This is a genomic window from Robbsia andropogonis (genome assembly GCF_034047095.1).
GTDB classification, from domain to species: Bacteria; Pseudomonadota; Gammaproteobacteria; order Burkholderiales; family Burkholderiaceae; genus Robbsia; species Robbsia andropogonis.
In genome coordinates this window covers 1,332,857-1,359,589 of sequence record NZ_CP139170.1, presented here as the reverse complement: position 1 = coordinate 1,359,589, position 26,733 = coordinate 1,332,857, and the positions used below count along the sequence as shown (strand labels likewise).

The 26,733-nt window shown below is 57.9% G+C and carries 19 protein-coding genes; 7 read left to right on the top strand and 12 right to left on the bottom strand.

Annotated elements, in window-relative coordinates; genetic code table 11:
- Nucleotides 1-237 precede the first annotated feature (237 nt).
- From SJQ66_RS19495 to SJQ66_RS19475, 5 genes are read left to right on the top strand one after another with little or no spacing between them, the layout of a single operon-like run.
- Nucleotides 238-2,643 (top strand): hypothetical protein, encoded by a 2,406-nt coding sequence (locus SJQ66_RS19495; RefSeq protein ID WP_320535197.1) that lies wholly within the window; start codon nucleotides 238-240, stop codon nucleotides 2,641-2,643.
- A gap of 15 nt (nucleotides 2,644-2,658) precedes the next feature.
- Nucleotides 2,659-3,579: a glycosyltransferase family 2 protein gene (locus SJQ66_RS19490; RefSeq protein WP_320535196.1), complete on the top strand. Its 921-nt coding sequence runs from the start codon at nucleotides 2,659-2,661 to the stop codon at nucleotides 3,577-3,579.
- A 55-nt stretch (nucleotides 3,580-3,634) separates the two neighbouring features.
- Nucleotides 3,635-4,954, top strand: coding sequence for an FAD-binding protein (locus SJQ66_RS19485; protein WP_320535195.1), 1,320 nt, complete (start codon nucleotides 3,635-3,637; stop codon nucleotides 4,952-4,954).
- Nucleotides 4,955-4,965: 11 nt separating this feature from the next.
- Nucleotides 4,966-5,688, top strand: coding sequence for an SDR family NAD(P)-dependent oxidoreductase (locus SJQ66_RS19480; RefSeq protein WP_320535194.1), 723 nt, complete (start codon nucleotides 4,966-4,968; stop codon nucleotides 5,686-5,688).
- 56 nt (nucleotides 5,689-5,744) lie between these two features.
- Nucleotides 5,745-6,704: a lysylphosphatidylglycerol synthase transmembrane domain-containing protein gene (locus SJQ66_RS19475; protein WP_320535193.1), complete on the top strand. Its 960-nt coding sequence runs from the start codon at nucleotides 5,745-5,747 to the stop codon at nucleotides 6,702-6,704.
- Here the strand turns inward: SJQ66_RS19475 and SJQ66_RS19470 are convergent.
- The 8 genes from SJQ66_RS19470 to SJQ66_RS19435 form a co-directional block, all read right to left on the bottom strand.
- The gene (locus tag SJQ66_RS19470; protein WP_320535192.1) at nucleotides 6,680-7,753 is read right to left on the bottom strand and encodes a hypothetical protein; all 1,074 of its coding nucleotides are present in this window, start codon (nucleotides 7,751-7,753) and stop codon (nucleotides 6,680-6,682) included. The genes SJQ66_RS19475 and SJQ66_RS19470 overlap by 25 nt on opposite strands.
- Nucleotides 7,754-7,780: 27 nt before the next feature.
- Nucleotides 7,781-13,351 (bottom strand): rhamnosyltransferase WsaF family glycosyltransferase, encoded by a 5,571-nt coding sequence (locus tag SJQ66_RS19465; RefSeq protein WP_320535191.1) that lies wholly within the window; start codon nucleotides 13,349-13,351, stop codon nucleotides 7,781-7,783.
- Nucleotides 13,344-14,756, bottom strand: coding sequence for an ABC transporter ATP-binding protein (locus SJQ66_RS19460; RefSeq protein ID WP_320535190.1), 1,413 nt, complete (start codon nucleotides 14,754-14,756; stop codon nucleotides 13,344-13,346). The genes SJQ66_RS19465 and SJQ66_RS19460 overlap by 8 nt, the downstream gene beginning before the upstream one ends.
- Entirely contained in the window at nucleotides 14,746-15,567 is an 822-nt protein-coding gene (locus tag SJQ66_RS19455; RefSeq protein WP_320535189.1) for an ABC transporter permease, read from the bottom strand. The genes SJQ66_RS19460 and SJQ66_RS19455 overlap by 11 nt, the downstream gene beginning before the upstream one ends.
- Before the next feature lie 77 nt (nucleotides 15,568-15,644).
- Entirely contained in the window at nucleotides 15,645-16,502 is an 858-nt protein-coding gene (locus SJQ66_RS19450) for an NAD-dependent epimerase/dehydratase family protein (RefSeq protein WP_320535188.1), read from the bottom strand.
- 16 nt (nucleotides 16,503-16,518) lie between these two features.
- Nucleotides 16,519-18,453, bottom strand: coding sequence for a glycosyltransferase family 2 protein (locus SJQ66_RS19445; protein WP_320535187.1), 1,935 nt, complete (start codon nucleotides 18,451-18,453; stop codon nucleotides 16,519-16,521).
- Between the two features lie 14 nt (nucleotides 18,454-18,467).
- Entirely contained in the window at nucleotides 18,468-19,409 is a 942-nt protein-coding gene (locus SJQ66_RS19440; protein WP_320535186.1) for a glycosyltransferase family 2 protein, read from the bottom strand.
- Nucleotides 19,410-20,281: 872 nt separating this feature from the next.
- Nucleotides 20,282-21,184 (bottom strand): glycosyltransferase family protein, encoded by a 903-nt coding sequence (locus SJQ66_RS19435; protein ID WP_320535185.1) that lies wholly within the window; start codon nucleotides 21,182-21,184, stop codon nucleotides 20,282-20,284.
- Nucleotides 21,185-21,400: 216 nt separating this feature from the next.
- Here SJQ66_RS19435 and SJQ66_RS19430 point away from each other — a divergent pair, with 216 nt between their 5' ends.
- Entirely contained in the window at nucleotides 21,401-22,528 is a 1,128-nt protein-coding gene (locus SJQ66_RS19430) for an AGE family epimerase/isomerase (RefSeq protein ID WP_320535184.1), read from the top strand.
- 30 nt (nucleotides 22,529-22,558) lie between these two features.
- On the opposite strand, the gene SJQ66_RS19425 is transcribed toward SJQ66_RS19430, so the two are convergent.
- Both SJQ66_RS19425 and SJQ66_RS19420 read right to left on the bottom strand, forming a co-directional pair.
- Entirely contained in the window at nucleotides 22,559-22,957 is a 399-nt protein-coding gene (locus SJQ66_RS19425) for a GtrA family protein (RefSeq protein ID WP_320535183.1), read from the bottom strand.
- Nucleotides 22,954-23,136 (bottom strand): hypothetical protein, encoded by a 183-nt coding sequence (locus tag SJQ66_RS19420; protein ID WP_320535182.1) that lies wholly within the window; start codon nucleotides 23,134-23,136, stop codon nucleotides 22,954-22,956. The genes SJQ66_RS19425 and SJQ66_RS19420 overlap by 4 nt, the downstream gene beginning before the upstream one ends.
- Before the next feature lie 324 nt (nucleotides 23,137-23,460).
- Between SJQ66_RS19420 and SJQ66_RS19415 the strand changes: the two genes are divergently transcribed.
- A complete protein-coding gene (locus SJQ66_RS19415; protein ID WP_320535181.1) occupies nucleotides 23,461-24,405 on the top strand; it encodes a symmetrical bis(5'-nucleosyl)-tetraphosphatase in 945 nt (314 codons plus the stop codon).
- A gap of 28 nt (nucleotides 24,406-24,433) precedes the next feature.
- On the opposite strand, the gene SJQ66_RS19410 is transcribed toward SJQ66_RS19415, so the two are convergent.
- Together SJQ66_RS19410 and SJQ66_RS19405 are read right to left on the bottom strand one after the other, a co-directional pair.
- Nucleotides 24,434-25,276, bottom strand: a complete 843-nt coding sequence (locus SJQ66_RS19410; protein ID WP_320535180.1) for a lysophospholipid acyltransferase family protein — start codon at nucleotides 25,274-25,276, stop codon at nucleotides 24,434-24,436.
- A 126-nt stretch (nucleotides 25,277-25,402) separates the two neighbouring features.
- Nucleotides 25,403-26,731 (bottom strand): amidohydrolase family protein, encoded by a 1,329-nt coding sequence (locus SJQ66_RS19405; protein ID WP_320535179.1) that lies wholly within the window; start codon nucleotides 26,729-26,731, stop codon nucleotides 25,403-25,405.
- Between the last annotated feature and the right edge of the window lie 2 nt (nucleotides 26,732-26,733).

Here is a 26,733-nt window from a genome sequence, read left to right as displayed (position 1 = left end):
GACATATTTGTAAAATTTTTCGCTTGACGCTCAGATTATTTTTTCGGTTTGAGCGGCTAGCATACACAGCTTCATCTGGCAAGCTGCCTGCCGCCTTTCTCTTCCTTTGCACCGGGGATCGACGACAGGTACTATGAGGTCGCCATAACATTGGAGGGTCACCACGGACCCCAAAATTACCCTCATCCGCCTTATATCCTATACATGATCGCATCTCCGAGCCGCCGGGCATTTGCAATGTGGGGCCTGATGGCGTTGGCCTTCTTCTCTCAAATGCTCCCGAACATTGCTGTCCAGACGGTTACGGGCATCGACGGCTCCTTTCCCTACACGCTGAATCGCTTTGCATTCGGTGGTCTCCAATTTGGCACCGATCTGATATATACCTATGGACCGCTCGGATTTTTGCTTAGGACCGAAGACATAGGACATCATCTTATTATTTCCTATGCGTTTTGGATCGTTCTGTTTTCGGTTGTCTCGTTGCTACTGGCGCACAAAGTTCAAAGCAGTGGGAATCTCGCCGTCACGGGAGCGCTGTTTCTTCTGACATTTGTCTTCGTGCGCTATATTGATCAGGAAAGAGCGATCACATGTACAGTAATCTTCTTGTTGTTGGTGTTTTTCGATACGCAATACCGTCGAAACAGTCTTATTGCCGCCGGCGTATTAACCTCGATCGGCGCCATGCTCCGGTTCCCGATCGGCATCGAATGTACAGCCATGATCGCGGTCAGTTGCCTCGTCCCGTTCAAAGCTAAGCGGATCGCAGGCAATGCAGTCACTGCCGCGCTCGCCGTCGCGGGAAGCTTCGTCATTGTCTGGGTCTTGCTGCAGAACAAGCCGTCGAGCATCTGGCCCTATCTCACGACATCGATGCAGATCGTCTCCGGCTATTCTGTCTCGATGAGCCGAGCGCGTGAGCTCGAATGGGACAGTTTGCTCTGGTTCTTGGCGAGCATAGCTATCGTACTTGCGATGACGTGCCAGCTTTCCCAGAAGGCCAAAATTGCGCACGCGGCCCTTGTCTCGGCATGCACGTTGTTCATGGGATGGAAACACGGCGTGGTGCGATACGACGGCCATATACTGGCCCTCATCAGTATCTCTTTTTTCCTCGGCCTGACGTTGGTTCTGATCCGGTTCACCGACGGAAATTCAGCGAGCAGCGGACCGACGTCTGCCTCTGTCCCTATTCAGCGAAGTGTTCCATCCTCGCATGGCGTCATGGGTGACGTCGTCATGGCGCTGTTATTGGGCATGCTTTGTTTTACGCAAAACGAAGGGTTGAAGTCTTCGGGCATTGCCACGGGGCGTGCTCCCATCTTCTCGAAATTCGCCTTGCAATCGATGGGAGGCGTACGTGACGAAGCATTTCCAACGTGGAATTCACTGCAACGATTGGTCCACTACCAACGGTACAAAGCTGAAATCGCCGCCCACTCAGCAACACAATTGGTCAATTATCAGCTAACGCCCGCGGCATTGGCTCTGATCGGGGGCGCACCAGTCGACGTCTATTCATCCGATCTCGGCTTGATTGCTGCGAACCGGACACTCTTTTACGACCCCAAACCGGTTTTTCAGCATTTCAACGCCTTTACATCGACGTTGGACCGCCTGAACGCCGATTTCTTTTCCTCGAATCGGCGTCCAGCGTTTTTACTGACTTATCACGACTCGTTAGGCTCGACCTCCGGCGTGGATGATCGGCATCAATTTTTCGATGATCCGATCACCCTGCCGCGCATTATCAACGACTATTCCCCCGCGTATTTCGAGTCGGACCAGCGCCAGGCGCCAGTCGGCATATTGAAATATTCGCCAGCCGTTTCGCCTCGGCTGTCAGCCCTCACGCTTCAGGGGACGGTTGCGACAGGCTGGAATAAAGCTGTCGCGCTGCCGACGCTGCCCGCCTCAGCCATCCTCTATGCGAAAGTCGACATCAAGACCCCGTTTCTTTCAAAGATTAAGAACCTCTTATTTCGGCTCAGTCCTATCGACATTGTGTATTCCCTGTCGGATGGCACGGAGAGACGCTATCGTCTAATGCCGACACATGCTGCAGATGGCGTATGGGCTAGCCCACTGATCGAAAATTATCAACAATTTTACGACATGCTGTCCAACCAAGCGCCATTGGTAGGAAGCGTGGAGGCTATTCGTTTCGAAACGCCGAATCCGGACGAATATGGCCAGGAAATCAAGATTACCTGGGCCAGCTATGCCTGCCACGGATTGGCCTGCAGCCCGGCCGACACGCGCTTACCTTACGTCAGCGTAGCGCAAGCCAATGCACAGCCATTGCCCCTCACCGCACCGGTAGACAACAACATCACCGTCGCGACCAACCAGCTTTCCGCCGTAGACGTATTCATGTCGAACTATGGAACGACACCAAGCGGGACTGTCACGCTGCGTATCCTAAGCGAGGACGGCTATGAGATACGTGAAACAACAATCAACGCCGATTCGATCGCCGATAATACATTTATTGGATTTCGCTTCGCTTCATTGGAAAACGTCAAGGGTATGCATCTCACCTTAGAGATTTCGTATCAGCCGCTTCGACACGACATGCTCGCCGTGTGGCAAAGCCATGACACGCGCGCTGGCTTCATCTATCGCGCCTACGGACACTAACTCGCTTGGTTCGCAATGCTGCCACTTATCACCATCCTCTGCCCGGTCTATAACGAAGAACACGTCGTTCCATTGTTTTTCGCGCGAATGCATCCCGTCATCAAGGCGCTGCGCGAGCACTATCGCGTGCACCTGGTTTTCTTGAACAATGCATCCACGGATGGGACCTATGGTGCTATCGCGAAGCTGAGAGCTGAATTCGACCACATTTATGTGATCACATTGAGCCGCAACGTTGGGTATCAAAGGTCGCTTGAAAGTGGCATTCGAACCACATCCGGCGACCTGATAGCGTTTATCGATGTCGATTGCGAGGATCCCCCTGAAATGCTGCTCGAGTTTGTCAAGCTGCACGAAACGGGCCACGACATTGTCTATGGCGAACGGGTCGATCGGGAAGAAGGCCGTGTCATGAAGGGGGCGCGCAAACTTTTCTACCGGATCGTGCGCCGCGTTGCGGACGACGAAATAATTCTCTACATGGCCGAGTTTTCGCTTTTCACCGCAGAAGTACGTGAGGCAATTGTGGCGGATCGGAACTCATTTCCCTTCATTCGGAGCTCGATATCGCGCGTTGGATTCAATCGTATCGGGATCGCGTACCGGAGACACCGTCGCATTGCCGGAAAGACCAATTACAATCTTCCGCGCATGGTCGTTTTTGCTGTCGCCGGCATTCTGTCGTCTTCCACGTTGCCATTGCGAATCCCTATTTACGTTTTCCCGTTCTGGCTATGTCTAACAGCAATCCTCGGCATCGCCCAAATCGAGACAAACAGCCTTTGGTTTGGATTGCTGAATCTGTTGATGGCATGTGCCTTCTTCGGGGGAGCGGTATCGTTCATCGCCCTGTACGTGGCGCGAACTTATAAAAATGCATTGGGCCGGCCAAACTTCCATATACATAGGAAGTTCACGCATCTCCCTACCCCCTAATATGGCGCCCCCCTCACCGCCCACTCGATCCAGCAAGACGGTAGCGACCACCCCGATGCTCAGTTTCGATGGTGGCGTCGGTGCGTCCGCCCATTTTCGGCAGCCGGATCGCTATCGCTTCTGGTCGAATACAGAGATTGTATCGTCGCGCATCGCACGTGGCGCGGGGCTGTCCTATGCCGGAGCAAGTTTCGTCGAAGGCGGCGACAGTATTGGTCATTTAGCATTCGATCGCGTCTTGGATTTTGATCCGCTCACTGGCATCGTCGAAGTCGAGTGCGGGATTTCTTTGGCCGCGCTTCACGGGTTCCTGCAACGACAGGGGCGTTACCTGAGCATTCAACCGGGACATGGCGCTATTTCCATCGGCGGCTGTATCGCAGCCGATGTCCATGGCAAAAATCACGCTAAGGAAGGCACGTTCCATCATCAGGTCGAGTCAGTCCGCTTATGGCACCCCGCGCACGGGGAACTCATAGTATCGCGAGCCGCCGACGCCGACGTGTTCGACCTGACGTGTGGCGGGTACGGATTGACTGGGCACTTGCTCACTGCCCGGCTTTATACTGCAGCGATGCCGTCGCAATCAGTCAGACTCACCACCAGGCCGTTCGATCGTTTCGAGTCCGGCATTACCGCGCTACACGCATCCCTTGATCGTTCCGATTTCAGCTACACCTGGCATGATTTCATCAATAAAGGGGATAGGTTCGGCTCGGGGTATCTGACCGAGGCCCAGTTTGTCGCGACGGATACAGCTGCTGACATGACGCTGTTACGGCGCAAGCCTTCGACGCTCAGCGCAGATACGCGAGCCAGGCTGCCAATCAACTTGCTCGGCAACAGCAGTGCGCGTTTGTTAAATTACCTCTATCGCCGAAAGCAGGAAAGGATCGGCCTAGGCGGCCGTCTGATCGGTCTGGAAGCAGCGCTGTACCCCGCGCAACAGGTCGAATCGTACTTCCGACTGTTCGGACGGCCTGGATTCCATGAATATCAAGCGTTGCTGCCCCACGACGCTGCTCCCGCATTTATCGATGCCATCGCAACAGCACTGGTCCGTTCACCCTGTCCAGTCACGCTCGCATCGGCAAAACTGTTCGTTGGTCCCAGGTCGCGCCTTCGCTTCAGTGGCGACGGCGTGTGTCTCGCACTGAACTTCCCGCGCCATCCGAACGCGGAGCCGCTGTTGCAGTGCCTCGATATGCACCTTGTCGAATTTGGTGGCTTGCCAAACATCATCAAGGATTCCCGCCTGCCGCGAGAAGTTGCTGAAGCGTGTTACCCAGAAATGGATGCCTTCCGCGCGGCGCTGCGCGGCTTTGATGCAAAAAGGTTGTTCCGTTCGACGTTGTCGGAGCGACTCGGTTTATGAGAACAATGATCTTGGGTGCGTCGGCCGGTGTCGGTCGTGCATTAAGCGAGGCGCTTGCGGCGCAAGGCAGCCCCCTGTTGATCGCCGCCACCGATGCGCGCGATCTCGCGGCACAGGCGCAGCACCTGCGCCTTCAATTTGGAATCGATGTCGTTACCGTCGTCTTGGATGCGAGGCAATTGGAAGCGAGCGTCACGAGCCTTATTGCCGTCGCCCGGCAGCTCGGCGATATCAATAGTCTTTATTTTCCGATCGGCGTGTCCATGGACGACGATACAGCCGATTCTGTCAGCCTAGCGGCGACTATCGCTTTGCTGAATGTCAACCTTGGCATTGTCATTGCAGTCACCACGGCGATGCTGCCAGAGCTCAGACGGTTGCCCGCAGCGCGAGTTGTAGGGTTTGGCTCAATCGCTTCATCGCGCGGGAGAAGTAATAATGTCGTCTACTCTGCAGCAAAGCGTGCATTGGAAAGCTTCTTTGAAAGCCTGCGCCACGCGACTACCGGCTCTTGCATACGCGTCCACTTCATCAAATTGGGCTACGTAGCCACCCAGCAGACGTTCGGAAAAAAATTATTGTTTCCGGTCGTATCGCCGCAACGCGTGGCGCAACACGCGATAAAAGTTGCCAGCCGTGATAGGGGACCGCATTACTACCCTGGATATTGGCTCGCGGTCACAACAGTCCTCAAATACCTTCCGTGGCGACTCTTCAAACGACTCAGATTCTAGAAGAGATGGACGTCCGACTCTTTCCTCTGCATGTTTAGAATAATGACACTGAACCCGTGAAACGTTCGACAGCATCACTTCTATTTGTCAAATTGACCGTCACGATCGGCTGCCTATTCATCTTATTTCGTAAGATCAATTTCGAGCAGATCGTCATCCAACTGGCAAATGTGGATCGGCGCTGGCTTGTCGCGGCCGTTGTATTGATGTTCGTTCAACTTCTGCTCACCGGTGGACGCTGGCACGTAATCAGCGGTCTTATCGGCGCACCGCTTCGTACGATGCAAGCGATGCGGCTAACGCTAATTGGGCAGTTCTTCAATCAAACGCTACCGAGTTCGGTCGGAGGAGATGCGGTCAGGGCATGGCTTTTGGTGAGGTACCATCGGATGCCACTGGCGTTAGCATTAAAAAGCGTCTTCAGTGATCGCCTTTCCGCCTTGATTTATCTCGCCGGCATCGCGGCCGTTTGCTTGCCGTTTTTCCTGTACGTTACGCCTCATTCGGGACCGCATGCACAAGTAGTCGTCGGCGTCATCGATCTTGTTACAGCGCTGTGTTTTATCCTGCTCTGGCTTGGCGCAGATCGCATTGCGCGATACTTATCGCGCTTTCGGCCTACACGCGCCGTCGGGGCGCTTTTCACTATGCTGCATCAGATTGTTTTCGCACCGATGCCGAGCGGCGCGTTGACCCTACTGCTAAGTTGCGTCGTGCAAGCGTTGATCGTCTTGTCGACATACTGCATCGCACGCGCATTCGCAATCACGCTGGCGAGCGACGCCATTTTCTTGATGCCGCTCCTCATGCTTCTTTCCGCTATCCCTTTGTCTTTTGCAGGCTGGGGTTTGCGCGAAGGCGTCATGGTTACCGGTTTAGGTATGACAGGCGTATCGGCAACACACGCCATCAGTATTTCCGTTTGCCTCGGTCTCGCGCAACTGTTAATCGGTGTACCGGGTTTGTTCGCATTGTTTTTTGAACGCACGCATCAAGCTCGATCTGATAACGCCTGATTTACGATGCTGGCGGGTACCGAGAAATCGAAGCCCAGGTCGCACACATTGGCGCGGCCGTCTGATGACACGCCCCATGTCATCATCATTAATGTCTGCTGTTCGAGTGGCGACAGGGCAGCAAAAGCGCGCGTCTGATTGTCGTCAAGAAAAGAATGTCGGGTGCTGAGCGCACGAAACGTTTTGCTGCTGTGCCATGCTGCCTCGCCGTACGTCCGACCGTCCGTGCCGACTACCACCAAAGTGCGTTGATCCCGTTTCACCAGATCTGACAGACTCTCCGGACCGCTTTCGAATGCATAGGCGGCCTCTTTTGTTGGCGCGATTCGCGGATAGTGGCGCAAGAGTGTCTCCCGTAGCACCATGAAGCCATTACTGCGTATGTGCGGACGCAGAGTGCGGGGGAATGCGCTTAAATAACCGTACGTGTCCCCTGCCGTCGTCCGCTCGTCCCAAAACTTCTGCCACAGGCTCTCAGGGTCGCGGCGCAAGCCACTCAATACCTGCCGTACCGAACGTCGACGTTGCCCATAATCAGGTACGACGGGCGTAATGGCAAAACGAAAATGCGCTAGCAGATCGGCGTCGAAAGGCTGTAGCTTGGTAGAAGCGAGCCAAATCGCTTTGGACACCAACGCCGATGAAAGATAAAGGCTTTCATAGGAGCCATGCATGCCTGCCAGACCGACGTTGCCATCACCTCGTAGCGCACCGTATAAGGCCGAAAGCCACCCAGGCGCGCGCAATGTCGCGTGCGTGTTCATAAAGCAAACATAGCGCGCATTGCATCGCGAAGCGGCATCGATATAGGCACCGATGTCGAGCATATCGTCGTTTAGGAGCACCTCGTCGGACGCCAATCCGGAAAAAACCTCCCGCGCTCGTTGCAACGCGGCGGCCGAAGAGAAACCTTTATAGATCGGAACTAATACATGTGCCACCCCGGCGTGATGTTGCCGGTAGGAATCGGCAAACCGTTGCAGGGCGGCATGCCCCTCCGCTTCCCGCGCCAGATAAAATACTGCTATCGATGGCTTATCGTGGTCCATGTACCCGTCCTCCCTACACAGATTCTTTTACCGATGCGCCTGCTTGATGCCATAACGCGATAACGCCAGCCTTGGCACCGACGCAGTAAGCGCTATTTCCGAACGCGCCGGGCGCAGCAGTGTATGCGCGCCGCACGTTGCCCGTACGAGGGGCGAGAATCCGACGCGATGGCCCGCGTCGATCAGACGCGCGCATAGTTGTCCGGCGTTGGGGACGACGTCGTCGGCGAACGGCACAATGCAGGACTGCTTTAGCGCGGACAGGCGGAAAAATGCCAGCGCGTCGCCCGTGGCGACCACGGTCTGCGGTTTGAGTTGCAGTGCCCATGGCCCGGGACCCCGACGACCACCCCGCCAGGGCGTTGTCAAATCACCCGCGGCGTCGCTGACATAGCAGGCGTCGACGCAGGTGCCATCCGGCAATTCCACCAATCCACCCAGCGCGCCAAGCTGCGAATGCAGTTCGAACAACCGCGCGACTTCGACATAGACACTGGAGCGATCGATCACCAAGCCGTCGTCTGCCTGAATGACGATCGTATCGTCTGCCAGATCCAGGCCCTCGTCCGACGCCTTGGCTAGCTCGTCGATCGTCACAAACGCGGGGAGCGCCGTAGCATGTCGTGCGACATACAATTCCCGCGCGCCACGCGACTCCGGCCAGTCGGCGACATCAAAGTGCTCCGGATGGGCCTGCAGTGCAATCTGCGCCGACAAGACGGCACGGACGGAATCCAGTGAGCGTGAATCGCCGGTGTCATTGTTCGTCGTCGACAACGAATGCTGACGCCAGTGGTAAAGCACTTCCGGTACGTGAACGATCCGCTCTTCAAGATTGGCGATCCGCGTCACGCTGTCCCAATCGTGGCACCAGGTAGCCCCCGCGTCCGTATAGATCCCCGCGCGCTTGCCTGCGTCCCGGCGAATGGCGCATAGGTGCCAGATATAGGAACTTTCCAGGTTCAGTATAGGATCGAAATCGCCGCGAAGATAAGGCGACGCAGGCTCACCATCGACCAAAAGGTCTTCATCGGAATAGACCAACGCCGGCATTTTTTCCGCAGCGATGGTGTGGGCCAGGATCTGCAAGGCATCGGCCGTGAGCAAATCATCCGCGTCGACCGGAACGACATAATCGCTCGTCGCGGCGTCGAAAGCGCGCGACATCGCACCCATGATTCCCAGCGGAGTCGGCTCGACGATCAGTGTCGCTTGCCAACGCTGCGCGGACTGCTCGCGCAAATGCGCCAAGTGCGCTTCCGTTATTGGCCCGTGCGCAACGATGATCCATTGGGACGGCGCCAACGTTTGAGCGCGCAATGCATCGCCCAGGGCGTCTAGCAACGCCATATCGGTACGTTCGTACACCGTCGTCAATACGGCGATCGATGGCGACGGGTGATTTACCGGGTAACGGGCACTTCGCTGCGGAAAGGTCGCTTCTGCCCAGCGCGCGTAGGGAAGCAGCTTTTTCTGCAAGGACAGCAGGTGACGTTGATTCACCTCTGGTGCCACGCTGACATAGGTGTAGGCAGGATCGAGTCCCAGTCGCTCGGAATAAGAGACAGGGTCCGGAACACAGGACCAAAACCGAGAGAGGAACTGCGCTAGCTGATCGTGCGACACTGCGGGCAGCGACGCCGCGCTCCCCTTCGCGCGCATGAATGGCGACGACACGACACGCTTGCCCTGGACTTTCGCCAGCCCCGACAACCACAGTCCAAGCGCCGCCAGTTCGATGTTCTCGCCTGCAAGCGTGGTCACGCTGTCGCGCAGGAACGATGCGCGCACGACCACGTGCCATCCGCCCAAGGCCGAGGCCGTGTGCGCCTTCCAAAGACGGGCACCATAGCCTGGATCTTCGATCGCCCGGCCGCGATCCGGACAATCGGCGCCGGCGCCATAGCCCAAGACTCGCGAACCATCAACGACATGACGGCCGTCGTGAACCATACCGCCCACCATCACGGCGTCAGGGAAAAGTTCCAACAACGCCATGGCATCCCATGCCCACTCATCGCCATCCGGTTCGACGCCGTCGACCATCAAATGAATCAATTCAGCATCACAGTCCGAGACAATCCGCGCCAGTCCCGCAAGACCTTCGCTCGCATTGAGCGTCGCGACCTTGATGACCGGCGCTGCAGCCACAGCAGCAGTATTGGCCCCAATCCGTATGCTTAATAGCGAAGCCGGATTTTCCCGACGGCGCCGGAACCACCAGTCGACGTTATGCGCAAATAAGGGGCTGTTGACGAATTCGATATTCGGCAGGTTCCGAGATGCAAGAAAACGCAAGAAGGTATTACGATGCGAATCCGTTATGTAAGACTTGGACGCGATATTGCCCGACGTCGACTGCTCGTGCATGCGCCAGCTATACAACACTTCCGGAATGTGGACCGGCACGTGCCCGGCATAACTGAAGCGCAGGAAGCTGTCCCAATCGTGACAACCTTCTGATCCTTTATCGTTATAAAGCTGGAGCGCCAGCGCCTTCTCTCGATCGATCGCGCACAGGTGGGCGATGTAGCAAGAGTGCAGGAACAGGACGGGGTCCCAGTCCGGCTTGAAGTACGGCATATCGAAACGCTCGCCAGACAATTTGTCTTCGTCCGTGTACAGCAACGCGGGGAAATCGTTTTCGATTAGGGTCCGCGTCAGGATATGCACGCAATCGGGTTCGAGCAGATCGTCAGAATCAAGCGGCAGGATATACCGTCCGGTCGCTTGCTCCAAGCAATAGCGCATCCCGCCGATGATGCCGAGATTGTCCTCGACGCGCATCAGCCTGACGCTTGGATGCTTGCCGAGCACCGCCAGGGCCGCGCGACTTGCAGCGTCCGTCGTGCCGTTATCAAGGATGAACCATTCGAATTGCGTTCCGCCGTCCTGCCCCAGCACGCTCGCCCCCAATGCTTCGAGGAACGACGGCGCCGTGTTGTAAGCCGACGTGACAAAGCTCAACAACCCGGGCTGTTGTACATAGGGGCCATCTAATCGCCGACGTGCCAGACGGTCGAGGCGAAAACGTTCGTAGTCGCTCCGCGGGACAAGCGGCAATCCCGATTGCATGGCCCGTCGGTCGGTCGGCATATCGTCGTCAACCGCCAGATTGCGTAACGCTTGGATCTGATGCATCAGCGTAGGCAGGATCGGCGCGAAACTGTCGTCCCAGTCCGTTGGGAAACTCACTTGGCCCCTCGGATCGAAGGCCGGGAGCCCGAGATTCACCCGGTTCGCAGCAAAGCGCAAGGCCGCCGCGATTGCCTGCGGTGTTGCGTCGGCACCAATGATATTGGGTGAAATCTGCTTCAATCGCTTAGCCGACTTTACCGAATACTGATTGGTCACCACAAGCTTGCCGGAAGCCGCCATTTCAAGCGGCGGATAGCTCGGGTGGGGCGAAAGCATCAAGGACAGCAACACATCCGCAGTTCGAACGCGCTTTGCGTAAGCCTCGAAATCTAGCCAGGGTAGCGGCTTCAAGGACACGCCGTTGCCGAGGTCGACAGGCTCGATTTTCTCGCCCATCGCCCAAACGTCCCAGTGCTCGGCCGAGATCACGCCGGCCGCCACTGCCTGCCGCAACGCCACGACACCTATCTCGAACAGGTTACGCTTTGCCACAGTGGGACGTGCATAAAACAACAACACTTTTTTCTGAACGCCACCATCCGTTGTCGCATCCGGAAAGTAATGATCCCGGTCCAGCGCCGGCTCGAAGTACAGCGCGTTATCGGCGAAGCGGCTGTCCTTATAGCGGCCGATGGATTCCTTGACGAAGAAATCCTTCAACAATTTCGTGTTGATGATCGGAATGTGCGGCAACCCGTAGGTCTCCAGCGCCCTCGCCTGAAACGTCGATCCCTCGTGCAAGATCGGCTCGAAATCTTGGATCAGATAGATGAATTCACGATGCAACGTTTGACCGACGGCGAACTTCGCCATCTGTGCAGTCCACCAGGCGGTGGCGATGAATATATCGCGTATGCCGATAGGCATCGGGACCGCCCGATTAAACCCGTCGACGACGGTGATGCGCTCACGTGCAACGGGACGGCGCAGCAGCACGTCCATGTGTCGATACAAGGCGTTGACGTTGCCATCGCTTTCGACGTCCGTATTGATGATACGAACACGCTCACCCCTCTCTGCCAGCAAAGCCGCGAGAAGGAGCGCCGTGTTCGGACCACCCGACATATGCCGCATCTGCTGGCTTGGTAGCAGCACATTGATCGTCGAGACATTCGCAAGTTGGTCGTCGATGACGGTGTTAAGCGGCGGCGAGTAATGGAAATACGGCTCATGCGAATTCGCCTCGACCGCGAGTGCTTCATGGGCGCGATCGAATTGCAGCACGACTGGCGCGGCCGGACGAGAGAAGCCCGGACCTTGCAGTTCCTCGCCACGCACCAAGCCACGCGTCAGCAGATAACGTGAGAGCTTCTCCCCCGCCGGGGTTCCTTTCAAGAAACGGCGATAGAAGGCATGCGCTCCAGGCAAGACGATTTCTCGAAGATCGCGGCCAGTCGCTTGTTTGTAGCGCCGATTGGTAAAACGCGCAGCACCGAGCAATGCGCGGGCGGGATGCCGCGCATGTGTTCCCAAAAAACGAATCGGCGCAGAGATACGCCAGCTCGTCGAGCGCAGAATCTCGCGCTGTGCAGCATTCAGGTTCGCGATCTCCTGCTGCAGCCGCGCGATATCGTCGCGGAACGACTTCACATCAAGCTGGGCTGACGCCAACTTTCGCGTCAATCCAAGATACGCTTCGTCCGGTGGCGTATCGAGCGTGGACCACGGGTTGATGGACTCGTCGAAAATGGGATCGAGCTTATACTGTGCGCCATTCAGTGGCGCCATGCCGTCGGCAACCAGCGCCTGGGTTCCGGTGATAATCCGCGTACCAAGTGAATTCGCAGCCGCAGGCGCTTTGCGGACCACACAGAGCGAATTGATGAACTCAACCGAATGTACCTGTGCCAGTAGGTCTTCGGGCAACTCGCAGCGGTATTCGCGGGCAAAGCCGTCGAGTATCTGCTTGCGCTCTGCCGCCACGCCCCAATGTTCATGATTGATCACGTCTGTCAGACGCTTGAAGAACGACCAAGAAGAATAGGGATCGTACAGGCCGCCCTCGAACACCTTCCAGTAGCTGCAATGGAGGTCTTCGATAACGAACAGCCCCCCTTCTTTCAACTGCGAAAAGTACAAAGCGAAGGAGCGCACGATGTCACTGGACAGGTGTGATCCGTCGTCGATGATGATGTCAAATGCTGGCGCCCGCGCGAGGACTCGCGCCTGCACCGTCGTATCGTCGGCATCACCAACGATCACGGAAACGCGTGGATCCTCATATGTCAGCTTTGCGCAGTCGGGGTTGATGTCGCAGCCGATCAAGTTCTGCGCACCATCGAAATAACGCGTCCAAATTTCGAGGGAGCCCCCGTTTTGGATGCCGATCTCCAGAAAATTGATCGGCGCATCGCGATAGGGCTGAAATAGCCGATCATATTCGCTGATGTATAACGACCACTTATCGGAAACCTTGCCGCGATGTTCTTCGTATAGCTGATGCAGGCTCTTCTTATTCATCTGTGATCCTTAATTCCACACGCTCATATTTGATTCCGACCAGACCGTACCGTACTTTGCTTGACGAGACGGTTATGACAAGCGCGTCGTGCAGCCAATGATGCTGTACTTGCTCGTAGATATCGCCATCCGCGACCGACGCCATGACCGTGTACTCGCCATTTGGCAGCATCGGCAGCGTGAAGTCGAAAGTGGCAGTGAAACGGTCGCCCGCAGCGACGACGATCGGCGTACGTTGCGAGCTGATATAGGTGTTTTCGCCAAAGAGATCTTGACCCAAGCGATCGCGCACGAGAAAGCCAATAATCGGCCGAGCAATTGCTTCGTCGGCGTGGGCGCGAATCGTCATGCGCACGCGCTCTCCGCCTTCAAAAACGTGCTTCGGCCCCGGAGTCAGTCGAGAGAGCGAAACACTTTGTAGCTTGGCGCTGCCTGTCTGCCATCCTTTTGCCGCGCTCACGTTATCCCGCACATCGGCTTGCGCTGCGTAGTCGATGGCCGCAGGGGCCGCGGGATCCGGCTCCGGCTCGGTCGGCGCTGGCGCCACAGGCGACGACACGGCGTCGGTTGCAGTTGCGGCAGAAGCCAACGCGGCCGGCGCGTCGCTCGGCGCCACGGCGACAAGCTTGTGCTCCTCGCCGTAGATTTCTTGAAAGGTGAACTGTGTGTAGGCCTCCGCGACTTCCTTCGACGTACCGATCTTCACCATCTGACCCTTGCTGAGCCAAATGGCAGATTTGCATAAGTTTTGAACAGCCGAGATATCGTGGCTGACAAACAGCAATGTTCCTCGCTTCTGAAACTCGCGGATAAAACGCATACACTTCTGAGTGAACACCGCATCGCCAACGGCCAACGCTTCATCGACAACGAGAATATCCGCATCTACATGGGCGATCACCGCGAAGGCGAGGCGCACGAGCATGCCACTAGAATAGGTCTTGACTGGCTGCTCAATAAAGTCGCCGATATCGGCAAACTTTTCGATTGCTGCAAAACGCGATGTGACTTCCGCTGCCGTTAAGCCCAGCAGGGTCGCGTACATATTGACGTTTTCGCGGCCGGTAAATTCTGGATTGAATCCCGAGCCCAACTCGAGCAACGCCGCAATGCGCCCAAACGTTTCCACCGTCCCGGTAGTCGGCGACACAGTGCCGCAGAGTATTTGTAGCAGCGTTGATTTACCTGAGCCGTTACGACCGACGATGCCATAGGTCTCGCCGCGCTTGATGTCGATCGAGATGTCTTTGAGCGCCCAAAATTCACGGTAAAAAAACTTTGGCTTTCGCCCAGTGAGTCGACGAAAACGCAACGACAACGACTGCTTTAGCCGGTCTCGCGGGTTGTTATAGATCTGGTAGCACTTGCTTACGCCATGGATCTTGATCACGGTATCAGAGGACATCGGCAAATCCCTTTCTGGTCTTCTGAAACCAGGCGAAACCGATATAGGCGACAAATGCACATCCTAGCAAGTAGGCAAAGAAGAGTCCCAAGTCCGGAAATTTTCCCCAGAAGAGCACATCGCGGATGCCCTCGATGGCCGGACTGAGAGGATTGAGATTCAACAGAAATCGGAAGCGTGCCGGAAATGCATCCGAGGAATAAAAGATCGGCGACATGAACATCAGACACGTCGTGATCAGCCCAAGAAACTGTGAAATATCTCGGACATAGACACCTAGGGCGGATAAGCTCCACATCAAACCGAGAACGAACAGGACGAGCGGCAGAAGCACAACCGGCAGCAGCAAAAACGTGGGATGCGGCAAGCCAAAAAACGCCAAATAGGCGATGAGCCATACGAGAATGCTGATGCATGCATGAAACAAGGCCGAACCAAGCGCCACCCAAGGGAGGATCTCAAGCGGAAAGATCACCTTCTTCACGTAATTGACGTTCGACAAGATCAGACCAGGTGCCCGACCAAAACACTCGGCGAATAGATTGAAGACGATCAAGCCCGGGAACAGGATCAATGCAAATTCGACTTTCGAACCGCTGGTCGAACCGCCCCAGCGCGACTTGAAAATCACGCTGAACACCACTGTGTAGATCACCAGCATGATCGCCGGGTTAACAAACGACCAAACGATGCCCATTGCCGACCCGCGGTATCGGCCCGCCACTTCACGTTGCGTCAGCGCTCTGATCAAGCGCCGATTGCGCCATAGTCCCGCCGGAATCTCGCCGGGCGAAACGGGAAAATCTTTCATTGGAAAACAGCCTATTTCAGTTGCGCAACAACACGGTGCCATCGCGCCTTACAGCGAGTCGACTTTTGGTCCTTCAATCAATCGCTGTCGCGAATGGCGTCGATCTGCCTCATCCGGTTCGCGTCGCCCCAGAACGCCAAGGGCTCAAATGGCGAATAAGGATAGAAACCCAAATTAAGCGCAATCGTCGCTTTTCGCTTAGCGATATGTTGCTCCACAAGGCGGCGAACAGAAATTGGCTCGCCGCTGCAAATATTGGTCACGCCCTGCAGCGTCGGGTGATCGAGAAGCAGCGCCAGCCGGCGCGCGACTTCCTCGATGGGTAGATAATCGCGCAACTGCTCTCCCAAAGACATGTCGAAGCTAGGCTGCCCTTCGTCGATTGCACGATCCAATTGTGCAAGCAGGCTCTTCGGATTCTGACCTTCGCCGTACATGTAGAACAGCCGCGCCCACTGAAACGTCAGCGGCGTCTCTTTTTGCAATAGCTCGACGAAACCGCGCAGAGTATCCTTCGCAAAGGCGTAAGGGTTGGCCGGCCGCGCGCCCATGGATTCGACGAGACAACCGTCGCGCATGCCATATTCGAAGCAGGTCCCCGTTGCCAAGACGTGGCGGATCCCCCGCTCCACACACCGTTTTATAAACTGATACGACTGGGGAAGATTTGCCTCGAAATGAAAGGAGGCCCCGTAGTTTGGCAAATTGGGCCACGCAAGATGGATCAGCGCGTCCTGCGATCCCCAGTCCGGCAGCGCATCAAAATCAGTCGAGGCGAGATCAAAAGCCAACGCTTCGACATCGGCGCCCCAGGGGAAGCCGCTTACCGATGAAGGGTCTCGGACCAACACGGTGAGCCGATGGCCGCGCGCCAGTAACTGCGGCACAAGGTGACGCCCAACAAAACCCGTCGCCCCAGTCAGTAATATTTTCATCTACAACGCACCTTATTCAGTCAAACTGCCCGATTCTCGGAGAATGAGCGAGCGTGAACGGGGGTATTCCAGCCTCCACGGTCAGATTGGGATTGTATGCCGGGTCGCGCGCCAAATGGTCGGGCCATCGCCGCTCCATCCACCGCACTTCTTCCACAAATCTGCGATATTTCTCGACGTTCATATCCGAGCCTCGCGTAGCAGATTCGTGATGATAGAGCTCAGCAAATGGCGTCCAAATATTGCGATATCCCGCTTCGCCCAAACGGATACAGAAGTCGATATCGTTAAAAGCAACCGGCAGGTCCTCGTCCAAGCCGCCGACAGCGTGATAGGTCGAAGCCCGGATCACGAGACAGGCCCCTGTCACGGCAGACAGGTTCTGTGTGCTCGCTGCGCGCAGGAAGTAGCCGAGCTGCCAGCGCCGAAGCCCGGCATGGAGGTGTCCGGCCACGCCACCCACCCCGAGCAATACACCGCCGTGCTGCAACGTGTCGTTGGGGTACCAAAGTCGTGCCCCAACGGCACCGCTGTCCGGGAGGGCCGCCAGACCGACCATTTCATCGAGCCAGTCCGGTGAAATCACTTCGATATCGTTATTCAATAGGCACAGATAATCCCCGTGCGCAGCCGCCGCAGCCTGATTGTTCAGCGCGGAAAAATTGAACGGTGCGTCATCGCGAAGAACTCGAACGCCGCGTTGCCCATCGATACTGGCCAGGTAGGACAACGTTTCCTGCTCGACGCTGCCATTATCGACAATCAAAATCTCGAAGTACGGGTATGTCGTCTTCTCGAATAGGCTCTGGATACACTGTCTCAGCAAGGCAAGGCCATCGCGCGTCGGAATGATGATGGAAACCAGCGGTACAGGCTCCGGCAAGGCGTAGCGCACCCGCGGCTGCCCTGACGCTTCGTTCGTCAATACGGTCGCGCGCATCGCGTTGCGCGCCAAATGCTCGCGTAATGCATTTAAGCGTGCTTCATGTGCATATGGTTTCGCTTCCACATTCTGTGCCGTGCTCCCACTGCCCAAGCGCCAGTGATACAAGATATGCGGAATATGGACCACCGCATCATAGCCGGCGACATCGACGCAACGAAGCATCAGGTCATAGTCCTGGCTGCCGATGAATTCGGGCCGAAAGCCGCCCACTGACCGCACCAGGCTCGTCTCGAACACGCCAAGATGTGAAAACAGATTCTGAGACAGGCTCAGTTGCGGGTTCCAATCCGGTTTGAAGTACGGTGTCGTCCGGCCGCCTTCAGTCGTCAGCTTATCTTCGTCGCTATAGAACAAGCGGCCCTGCGGGAAGCGATTAATATAGTGCGCAACCATGTACAGCGCATGCTCGGGCAGTAAATCGTCGTGGTCGAGCAGCGCGACGTATTCGCCTCGTGCCAGCGCGAGCGCCGAGTTGCTGGCCTCTGCAATATGCCCATTTCTTTCCCGAACGACAAACCGTATGCGCGCGTCTGCTGCCTGCATCTCCTCCAGAAGAGACACCACCGCAGGATCGGTCGAGGCATCGTCGGCAATACACAGCTCCCAGTGGGAATAAAGCTGCGCCTGTACCGACGCGATCGTCTCTCGCAATAACGCCACGTCGCTGTTGAAAGTGGGCATCACAACTGAGATGAGCGGCGTGGACGGCAAGGCAGCGATCGCAGCCCGCAACGTCTGGCGCTTCACATCGTCAATCGTATCGAACCGAGCGATCCAGCGACGATAGACGTCATCGGCCGGCGGACTATCCGCCACGCCCTGTCCTTTGCGCAGCTTCGTCAGCCGGCGCGTGATGCCGCCGAGACCTTCGCGCTGCAGGAGCGTGCCGTAATAGGAAAATGCCCGAAAGAGGCCACCGCGCACGATCGCCTGATGGCGGATCGTCAACACGATTCTCGCAGGCAGGCGCAACAAAGCAGGAATAGAGGCAAATACAGATCTCATGGACTCAGTCGCACTTATAAAGGCCCGGACCGACCGATCAGGCCGTGCCAGAGACCGCGGAGTGCCATCCCGATATGGGCGGACCGATCCTGTGGAAACAACGCATACACGACGAATCGCGACGGTATCTTATAGAGCTCCGGCAGCTTCCAGCCCAACGGGACGTAGCGCCGCTTCAACATCGCAATCGAATTTCGGAACAGATAGTAATGGCGGGTTGCGCTATGCATCGGATAGCGCCGACCAAATACCAGGACCGGTTCCTCGCCCAGCTGATGCGTCATCTGCAGCCAGGGCACACCAATAACGCGATAGCCAGCATGCTTGGCCCGAACGCACCATTCGAAGTCGACGAAATCGATGAACAAGTCATCGTCGAATACCCCAAGATCGGTCCAAGCCTCCACATTGATGCACGAACCCGAGCTGATGAGGAAGTCGATATCCAGCAACGTGTCACCCGCCACTTCGACGCGCTGCATGCTGAAACGATCGAAGCGCACAAAGGGCGTGACGCCGCCGAATCGACTGTCCCGGTAAGCCGGACCGACAACGGCAACCCGCTCACCCCGCGCACGCAAGGCCGCTAGCGTCAGCGGCAGCTGCGTCAATAACATGTCATCCGGCTCACTATCTTGGTCGAACAGTAGCGCGATATCACATCCTTGCTCACGCAAGCAAGAAATCCCGCGATTGAACGCGGTGGCGATGCCCAAGTTCGCGCCATTTGACAGGTAGACAACGCCCGGGTCCAGCGCCGCATTGGACGTCGAGCGGGCGGGGTCACGGCGATCGCATTTAGGGGTATTGTCGACGACGACGCAGAGGTAGCGTTGCGACAATCGGTTCGCTCGGCGAATGCAGGCGTCGTCCGGGTGGTAAAACACCACCACGACGCCGACGCGACGCACCGGGGACGACAGGTCCGTCAATGCGCAGACTTCCGATTTCAGCATTCCAGACCGATACCTTGCTTACATTTTTTAGCACAAACGCCCTCTATGACGGCGTCAGGCCAAGCCGAATTGAGCGGCCCTACCCCGAACATGGGCAATCAAAACTCCCATCTTACCAGTCAGTCCGTGCGGACAGATACTTGCCCCGATTTTTTGCCGTATTCCGGGCCGGGAACGCGGGCACAGTGTGCCCTCTTCTCCCATTGCCGCGCCCCGGACGCACCTCAACGCACGCTCATGTGGGCAGGCGTTATGCAATCAAGAAACGCGATAGCGGCGCGCACATCGCGCATAGTCGATACTCCAAACACAGCAATTCGGCCCACGCCGCTGGTCTTACCTCGACACGTGGCTCTGCCTTTCGGTGCCGCTACTGGTGGGCAATCGCTCATTCAGTCTGGGACAGGACACGAATTGGGATCAAGATAACTACCATTTCTATAATGGCTTTGCATTGTGGCATCACAAGCTGGCAATAGATTTGGCCCCTACCGGGATGCAGATGCATATCAACCCGATCCTGCGAGGCACGCCACGGTAATCCTCGATGGGACGACCGATGCGCATGGGTGGTTGGCGGGGCGTTCCCCAATACGGTTGCCTTTGCACAGATCGACGGCAGCTTTCCGGCAAGCGATGTTTTTCGACACGCTGTCGCGCATTTGGTGAAACGACGGGGCGGCCCCGCCTACGCAATTCTATCGGCCGAAGGCCCGGCGCGCGACGGCGCGGTGCAAGCGCGTGCCAACGCGCTGTTCATACGCGAAGGCCTTCCCCGCATCGTCAGCTGCAGCAACCGTACAGGCTTTACCTGTGCCCAGCTTCAATGGTGCATTTTGAACGCGAAGCCATGAATACACCGAGTGGTGCCCTCAGACCCATTTCCACCCGAAACGATTAAAAAACCGCCATGCCGACGCGGCAAACATTCTGATATGCGCCAGCCCCTTACGAGAGGCACCCCCGCCGAAATGGACGATTTCGACGGCGTCCACATAGGAAATTTTCCCTACACGGCCCGCGCGCAGACTGAGGTCATAGTCTTCAAAATAGAGGAAATAGCGCGGATCGAAGCCGCCGACCGATCGTAGCGCTGGCGTCCGGAACAACATGAAGCAGCCGCTGATGATCGGCGGATAACAGACACCGCCGTTACGCGCCTCGTCTATCGTATCGCGCATCTCGTAGCGCTCAAGCCGTTGCGCAAATGGGGCGCGCCACCGTGCAGGAAGAAAGCCACGCACGAACAGATCAAGCACCGAAGGATATTGCCGACAAAGATATTGCTGCCGCCCATCTTCCCCAAGGATCCGAGGCGCAAGTGCTACCACCGACGCTTCGCCGTGCAGCCAAGCCAATGCCTGCACCAGGGCATCAGGCGCCATGATCACATCCGGATTCAGGATCAAATGCAGGGTTGAATCCGCAACATCAATGGCCAGATTATGGCCGCGACCATATCCGATATTGCCGTGCCCCGCCTCGATACATACCTCCCAATCCGTGAACGGCTGCCGCAGCGCGTCAAGGGAAACCGCGTCATCCGAGCCGGCCGCGCCGTTGTCGATCAGCGTCAGCCGCACCGGCGCCTCCAACAGCTGCTGGGACACCGCAGCCGAGATGGCGACGCGCAAGGCATTGAGTGTGCGAGACAGCACAGCCGGGTCGGAACGAAATACAACAACGGAAACGGACAACTGCGCCACGCAAAGCCTCGATGGGAACGACACAACCAAGTAGAGGCGACTACGATAGGCGCCTCTGGAATGGGCCATGTTACCGCATGTGACACCGCGCACACAGGCGCGTCGTCGGCGCTACCCCGCGCTTCATGCCACAGCCGCCGCAGAACACAAAACCGGAGGCATAATAGCGCCTTTAAGCGCCGCCGCCGGTGAGTCCATTGGCGTGACGGCCACGCTGGGACGGCGCGGTGCTTTTTATTCGGCCCGTCTCCCGCGGAATTGCTTGTTCTTCCCGGTGCCGCCGCCATGCACACCCGTTTTCGCTCCGTTGCAACCCTTCCATCGGAAGCTGCGTTCCTCGCGCTACACCGCCACTACGACAACACCGTGCTCAATATGTGGCGTGACACGGGTTTCAATACGGCGTTGGCGTTGGCGTATGAAGCCCTCGCCTCAAACGAGGGCGCGCTCGCGCCCTGCGCGCCAAAACGCTTCCGCGCGATGGCATGTGCCCGGCAGTTGTACGTGTTTGCAAAAGCGGGGGACCAGCTCCATGCCGCCCGTTTATTCGACAGCCTACGCCGCTTTTTCCCCGATCTTACGCACGGCGGTTTCTACTACAGCGTCGGGCCGGACGGCCAGCCCCTGGAAACAAGCAAGGACCTCTATACGCACGCCTTCGTCTTGTTCGCGTTGTCCGCCTATTTCGGCTACTGCGGCAATTCAGAGGCGCGTGTATTAATGCATGAGGTTGCAGACGTGATTGCGACTCGGTTCAAACCGGATCCCGTTCACGGACTGCCGCAGGCCGCGTTCGATGTCACATTCACCACACCGCACAGCGGGCCGCTGCAGAATCCGCTGATGCATTTGACAGAGGCGTATCTGATGGCCGCCGATGCGACTGGCGACACGCGCTTCGACACGGCGCTCGATGCCTTATTGCCCCGCATTGCCGTGGCATTCGTTGACCCCGCCTCGCAGTGCGTGATGGAGTTGTCGCACGACGAAACCGCGAGCTGGATCGAGCCAGGCCACCAATTCGAATGGTTCTATCTGTCGGTGGAAAGTCGACATCGTGCATTTTCGGCATCAGGCCTGGACACATCGCTCTTGGCGGCGTTTGACTTTGGCCAGACCCATGGCGTGGATCCTGTCAGCCACGCCGTGGCGGCCAGCATCGATCGGCAGGGGAAGGTGATTGATGGTACTCAGCGGATATGGGCGCAGACGGAATACTTGCGTGCATTGGCGGTTCACCCCGATTCAGCAATCCGCGCTATGGCGCCCGAGCAGGCCCGTGCCTTCGCAGAGCGATTCCTCCTACCCGTCGGCTGGCGTGAGGCCATCAACGAGCATGGCGATATTGTCCGAGCGGATATGCCCTCGACAACGCCATACCATCTTGCCACCGCCTACGACGCTCTACGCTGAACGACACCACCTGCTTCGCACAAGTCGGATCTACTTGCTGAAAACGAAATATCGCGATGCAGTGAAGTTGAATACCAAGCCGCCTGCCGTGCCCGCCGCAACCGCAATGACCGGATGCTGGTGGATGACAGGAAACGTCGATATCAAAAAGAAGTAGATCAGGTTACTGACGATCCATCCCACACCATTCGCCAACGCATAACGCAACCACTCGTGCCGCGCGCTATGCGTACTGGGCGCAAATGTGAAACGTCGATTGCATTGCCACGCGAGCGTGACAGCGAACGGAAACGCGATTATTTGTGCCCAGACCGGGCCCATTAATCGCGCACCGCCTTCTACCAGCGCCGCTTGAAAGATAAAGACACTCGCGCCGACAATGCAGAATCGGACAAGCTGCCGCAATAGCGACGCACGTTCGGCACTCATTTCCGCCCGGTATCGGTCGTCCATGAAGCGCTTTGCGCGACATGTGCCGCTTCATTGCCTGGTAGGACGGCTGGATGTTGCAAATAAGAAAGCATGCGCAATTCACGGCGCCCTCCCGTCACCGTGTCCAGGATGGTGCCGGTAATCAAGGCGAGGAAGGCCATACTGATGATACCCATCGACAAAACAGCCATGGGCGATTGGGTGTCGGAGGCACCCGGCGCACTCCGCCGGTAGCGGCCACGGGGAAATTACGCCGCATTATGCACGGGTGAGTGGAATTAACCAACGCGCGAAACAACGCTCGACGCACGTTTTCCCCGACCTGGCTCTATACGCTTTATTTGGTTTTACGGCAAAATGACGGTTCAGAGTGTCTCTGCGTCATCGCGTCATGGTTTCGACGATGACATACGGTGTCTGGCTCACGGGCTCTCCTTTTGCTTTTAGTGTGTTTGGCTATGCCAGTCCTGTTTTCCGAGTCCGCCTCTACAGGCGACCTAATGTCGCCACTCTCAGGCACGCCCCCGTCCGGCAATGTGCGAGTTCCCAGCACCCCCCTCCCCATCGCCATCGGCGACATCCAGGGCTGTCGCGACGCACTCGATCGTTTGCTTGATCAAATCGACGCCGACGACGAGCGCAGCATTGCCAATGGCGAGGCGCTGGCCCGCTCGCCGCTCTGGTTCGCGGGCGACCTCGTCAACCGCGGCCACGACTCGCTCGGAACGCTGCGGCGCTTGATCGCCCTTGGCGACCGCGCAACGGCGATTCTCGGCAACCACGACCTGCACCTGCTGGCCGTCGCTGCCGGCGTGCGCACGATGAAGCGTGGCGACACCATCGCTGACATCCTCGCCGCACCGGACGCCTCCGCTTTGATCGATTGGGTCCGTCGCCGTCCGTTTGCGCATTTCGCGAACGATATGCTCATGGTGCACGCGGGTGTGCCGCCGCAGTGGGACGCACAAACCACGCTAGCGCTCTCCGCTGAACTGGAAACGGGACTGCGCAGCGACGACTGGCGCACCTTCGTCGCGCGCATCTATGCCGGGAATGGGAACGTCTGGCGCGACGATCTCACGGGCGACGATCGCCTGCGTGTCATCGCCAACGCCTTGACGCGCATGCGGTTCTGCAATGAAAACGGCGAAATGGAGTTCAAGGCAAACGGCGGACTGGACTCCGCGCTGCCCGGCTATATGCCCTGGTTCGATGTCCCCAACCGCCGTACCGCAGGCCTGACGGTGATCTTCGGTCACTGGGCCGCACTCGGCCTGGTGACGCGCGACCGCTTGCTTGGTCTCGACAGCGGCTGCGTCTGGGGCCACGCCCTCAGCGCACGACGCCTCACGCCGGACCCTGAGCTACGGAAGCTGTTTCAAGTGTCCTGCGAACTGTCCGGCGCCGCGCACAGCACGCCGCACGTGGTCCAGGAAGGTAACTGATCTGGCGCCATGCGCGCCGGGACGCATTTCAGTCGCCCGGCTGACCCGCCAACGGTGCCTGCAACGTCTTCAACATCCCGTCGATCGCCGCATGCGCCACTTGTGACGCGCTGCGCCGATCGGCCAGCGCGGTAAGCGGCTCGCCTACATGAAGGTGCGCCACGAGCGGGCCATCCCGCAGCACCGCCGTCAGCGTATCCCCCAGCGACATATCCCCGATATAAGCCGCGGCCATCGACTGCTCGCCGCGCCTCCCTTGATGCGGGCGCTCGTATAGCAAACACACCGGCTGCACCGGCGCGCCCGCCGCTACGGCCGCCTGAAAGATATTCGCGTGAAAAGGCATGACGGTGCGCCCATCGCCGGTCGTACCTTCGGGGAACAGGCAGATCAGGCCGCCCGCCTGCAAGACGTTCGACAACTGATCGACAATCCGTTTGGCATCGCCGCGCCGCTCGCGCTGAATAAACACGGTGCCGATCGCCGTTGCCAGAAAGCCGACTACCGGCCAGCGCGCGATCTCGGCCTTTGCAACGAATGGCGTCGGTCGCCACGCATTGATCACGTAAATATCGAGCCAGGAGACGTGATTCGACACCAACATCGCCCCCTGCCCGAGCACCGGAACGCCCTCTGGCATGTGCACCTTCAAGGTCACGCCACACAGCGCGAGCAATTGCGCCGACCAGTCCCGCACCATCCGCTCTTTAACAGCGGCGTCGGCACGGGAATAGCGCGCCACCACCTGCCATACCCCCTTTACGATATGGGCGATCAGGCGACATTTCGCCAGCGGCGGCGCGGGTCGGGTCACGATGAAACTATCGTCGATCGCGGCATAATCGAACGCCGAACGCGACGGGTCGGCCAAGACTGTTTCCTGCCTGGAATTCACGGGACGTTGCATGAAAGACAATAAGCGAAGGACAAAAAAGGAAGCATGACGACAATCGAGTATGACGCTCGCGGCACATTCAGCATGCGAAGAAATCGCATCTTACCGATCTTGTAAGGTATCAGCATAGCGGCTCCCATCCCAGAATTCCGACATTTCTCGACCGGCCAGCCAGGTTCGACGGATCGGCGCGGGCAATTCGAAATCCGCAAAGGGGGACGCCGCGCGGCTTTCGCTTGCCCCGGAAACAGCGCCGTTGATCGCCACAGCCTGCCAATAATCGTCAGGATCGAGCAAAACGAGGTCGGCACTTGCACCCACGGCGATCCGTCCCGCCGGAACGCCCGCGATGCCGGCCGGCACCGAGGTGAGCTTCGACAGCGCCTCGACCAGCGGAATACGATCTTCCTCGGCCCATTTGACCGTCAAGGCCAGCAAGCGCGCAAACCCCGGTGCGCCCGCCGGAGCTTCGGCAAATGGCACCTGTTTATCTCGGGCACGGTGCGGCGTGTGATCGGAGCAGATCGCATCGATCGTGCCGTCCGCCAGACCCTGGCGCAGCGCCTCACGATCGCCGGCGGCCCGCAAAGGCGGATCAAAGCGAAAACGGCTATCGAACCAGCCAATATCCACATCGATCAGATGCAGCTGATGCGCCGCGACATCGCAGGTCAAAGCTAGGCCCTCGGCTTTCGCATCGCGCACGCGCATCACCCCTTCCGCCGACGAAAGTCGGGACAAATGCACCGCCGCCCGCGTCTCGCGCATCGATGCGACCAGGGCATCTATCGCCTGCGTTTCCGCAGCCACGGGCACTCCGGGCAACCCCAGGCGCACGGCGAAAGGCCCGCTCGCCATCACGCCGCCCGCCACCAACGTCCGGTCCTGCGGCCTGACCCATAACGGCACGCCGGCAGCCTTTGCGCGCAACATCGCTTCTTGCAAGCCGGCATAATCGGCGATGCCGTCAAAGCTCGCGTCGAACGTCGAGCCCCAGGCAAGGGGTGCTGTATCGGCATCGACGCCGGGGCAAACGACATTGCCCAGCACGTCGTCGTCGATATCGCGATCGGTCCCGTCAGCCTCGGCACGCCGATGCATCGCCGCACGACAATCGACGTGCGCGACTCCCGGACTTACGAATGCCGCAATGCCGCACGCCGCAGCTTCAGGCCAGGCAGCCGCTTCGGTCCCATATCGCGCGCAGAGATCGACCATTGCCGGCATCAGCAGCAAGCCCCTCGCATCGATGTGTTGCGCAGTGGAACGCACGAAGCCCGAAGGCTCGGTCCCTATGCTCGCGATGACGCCCGCGTCCAGATAGACATCCGTTTCGACGCGACGCAGGCCCGCGCCGACAGTCGTCGGCAGCAAGACCATCGCCCCTTGAATCAGCGTCGGTATTGGCCGAGGCGGCAACGTTTCACCCATCG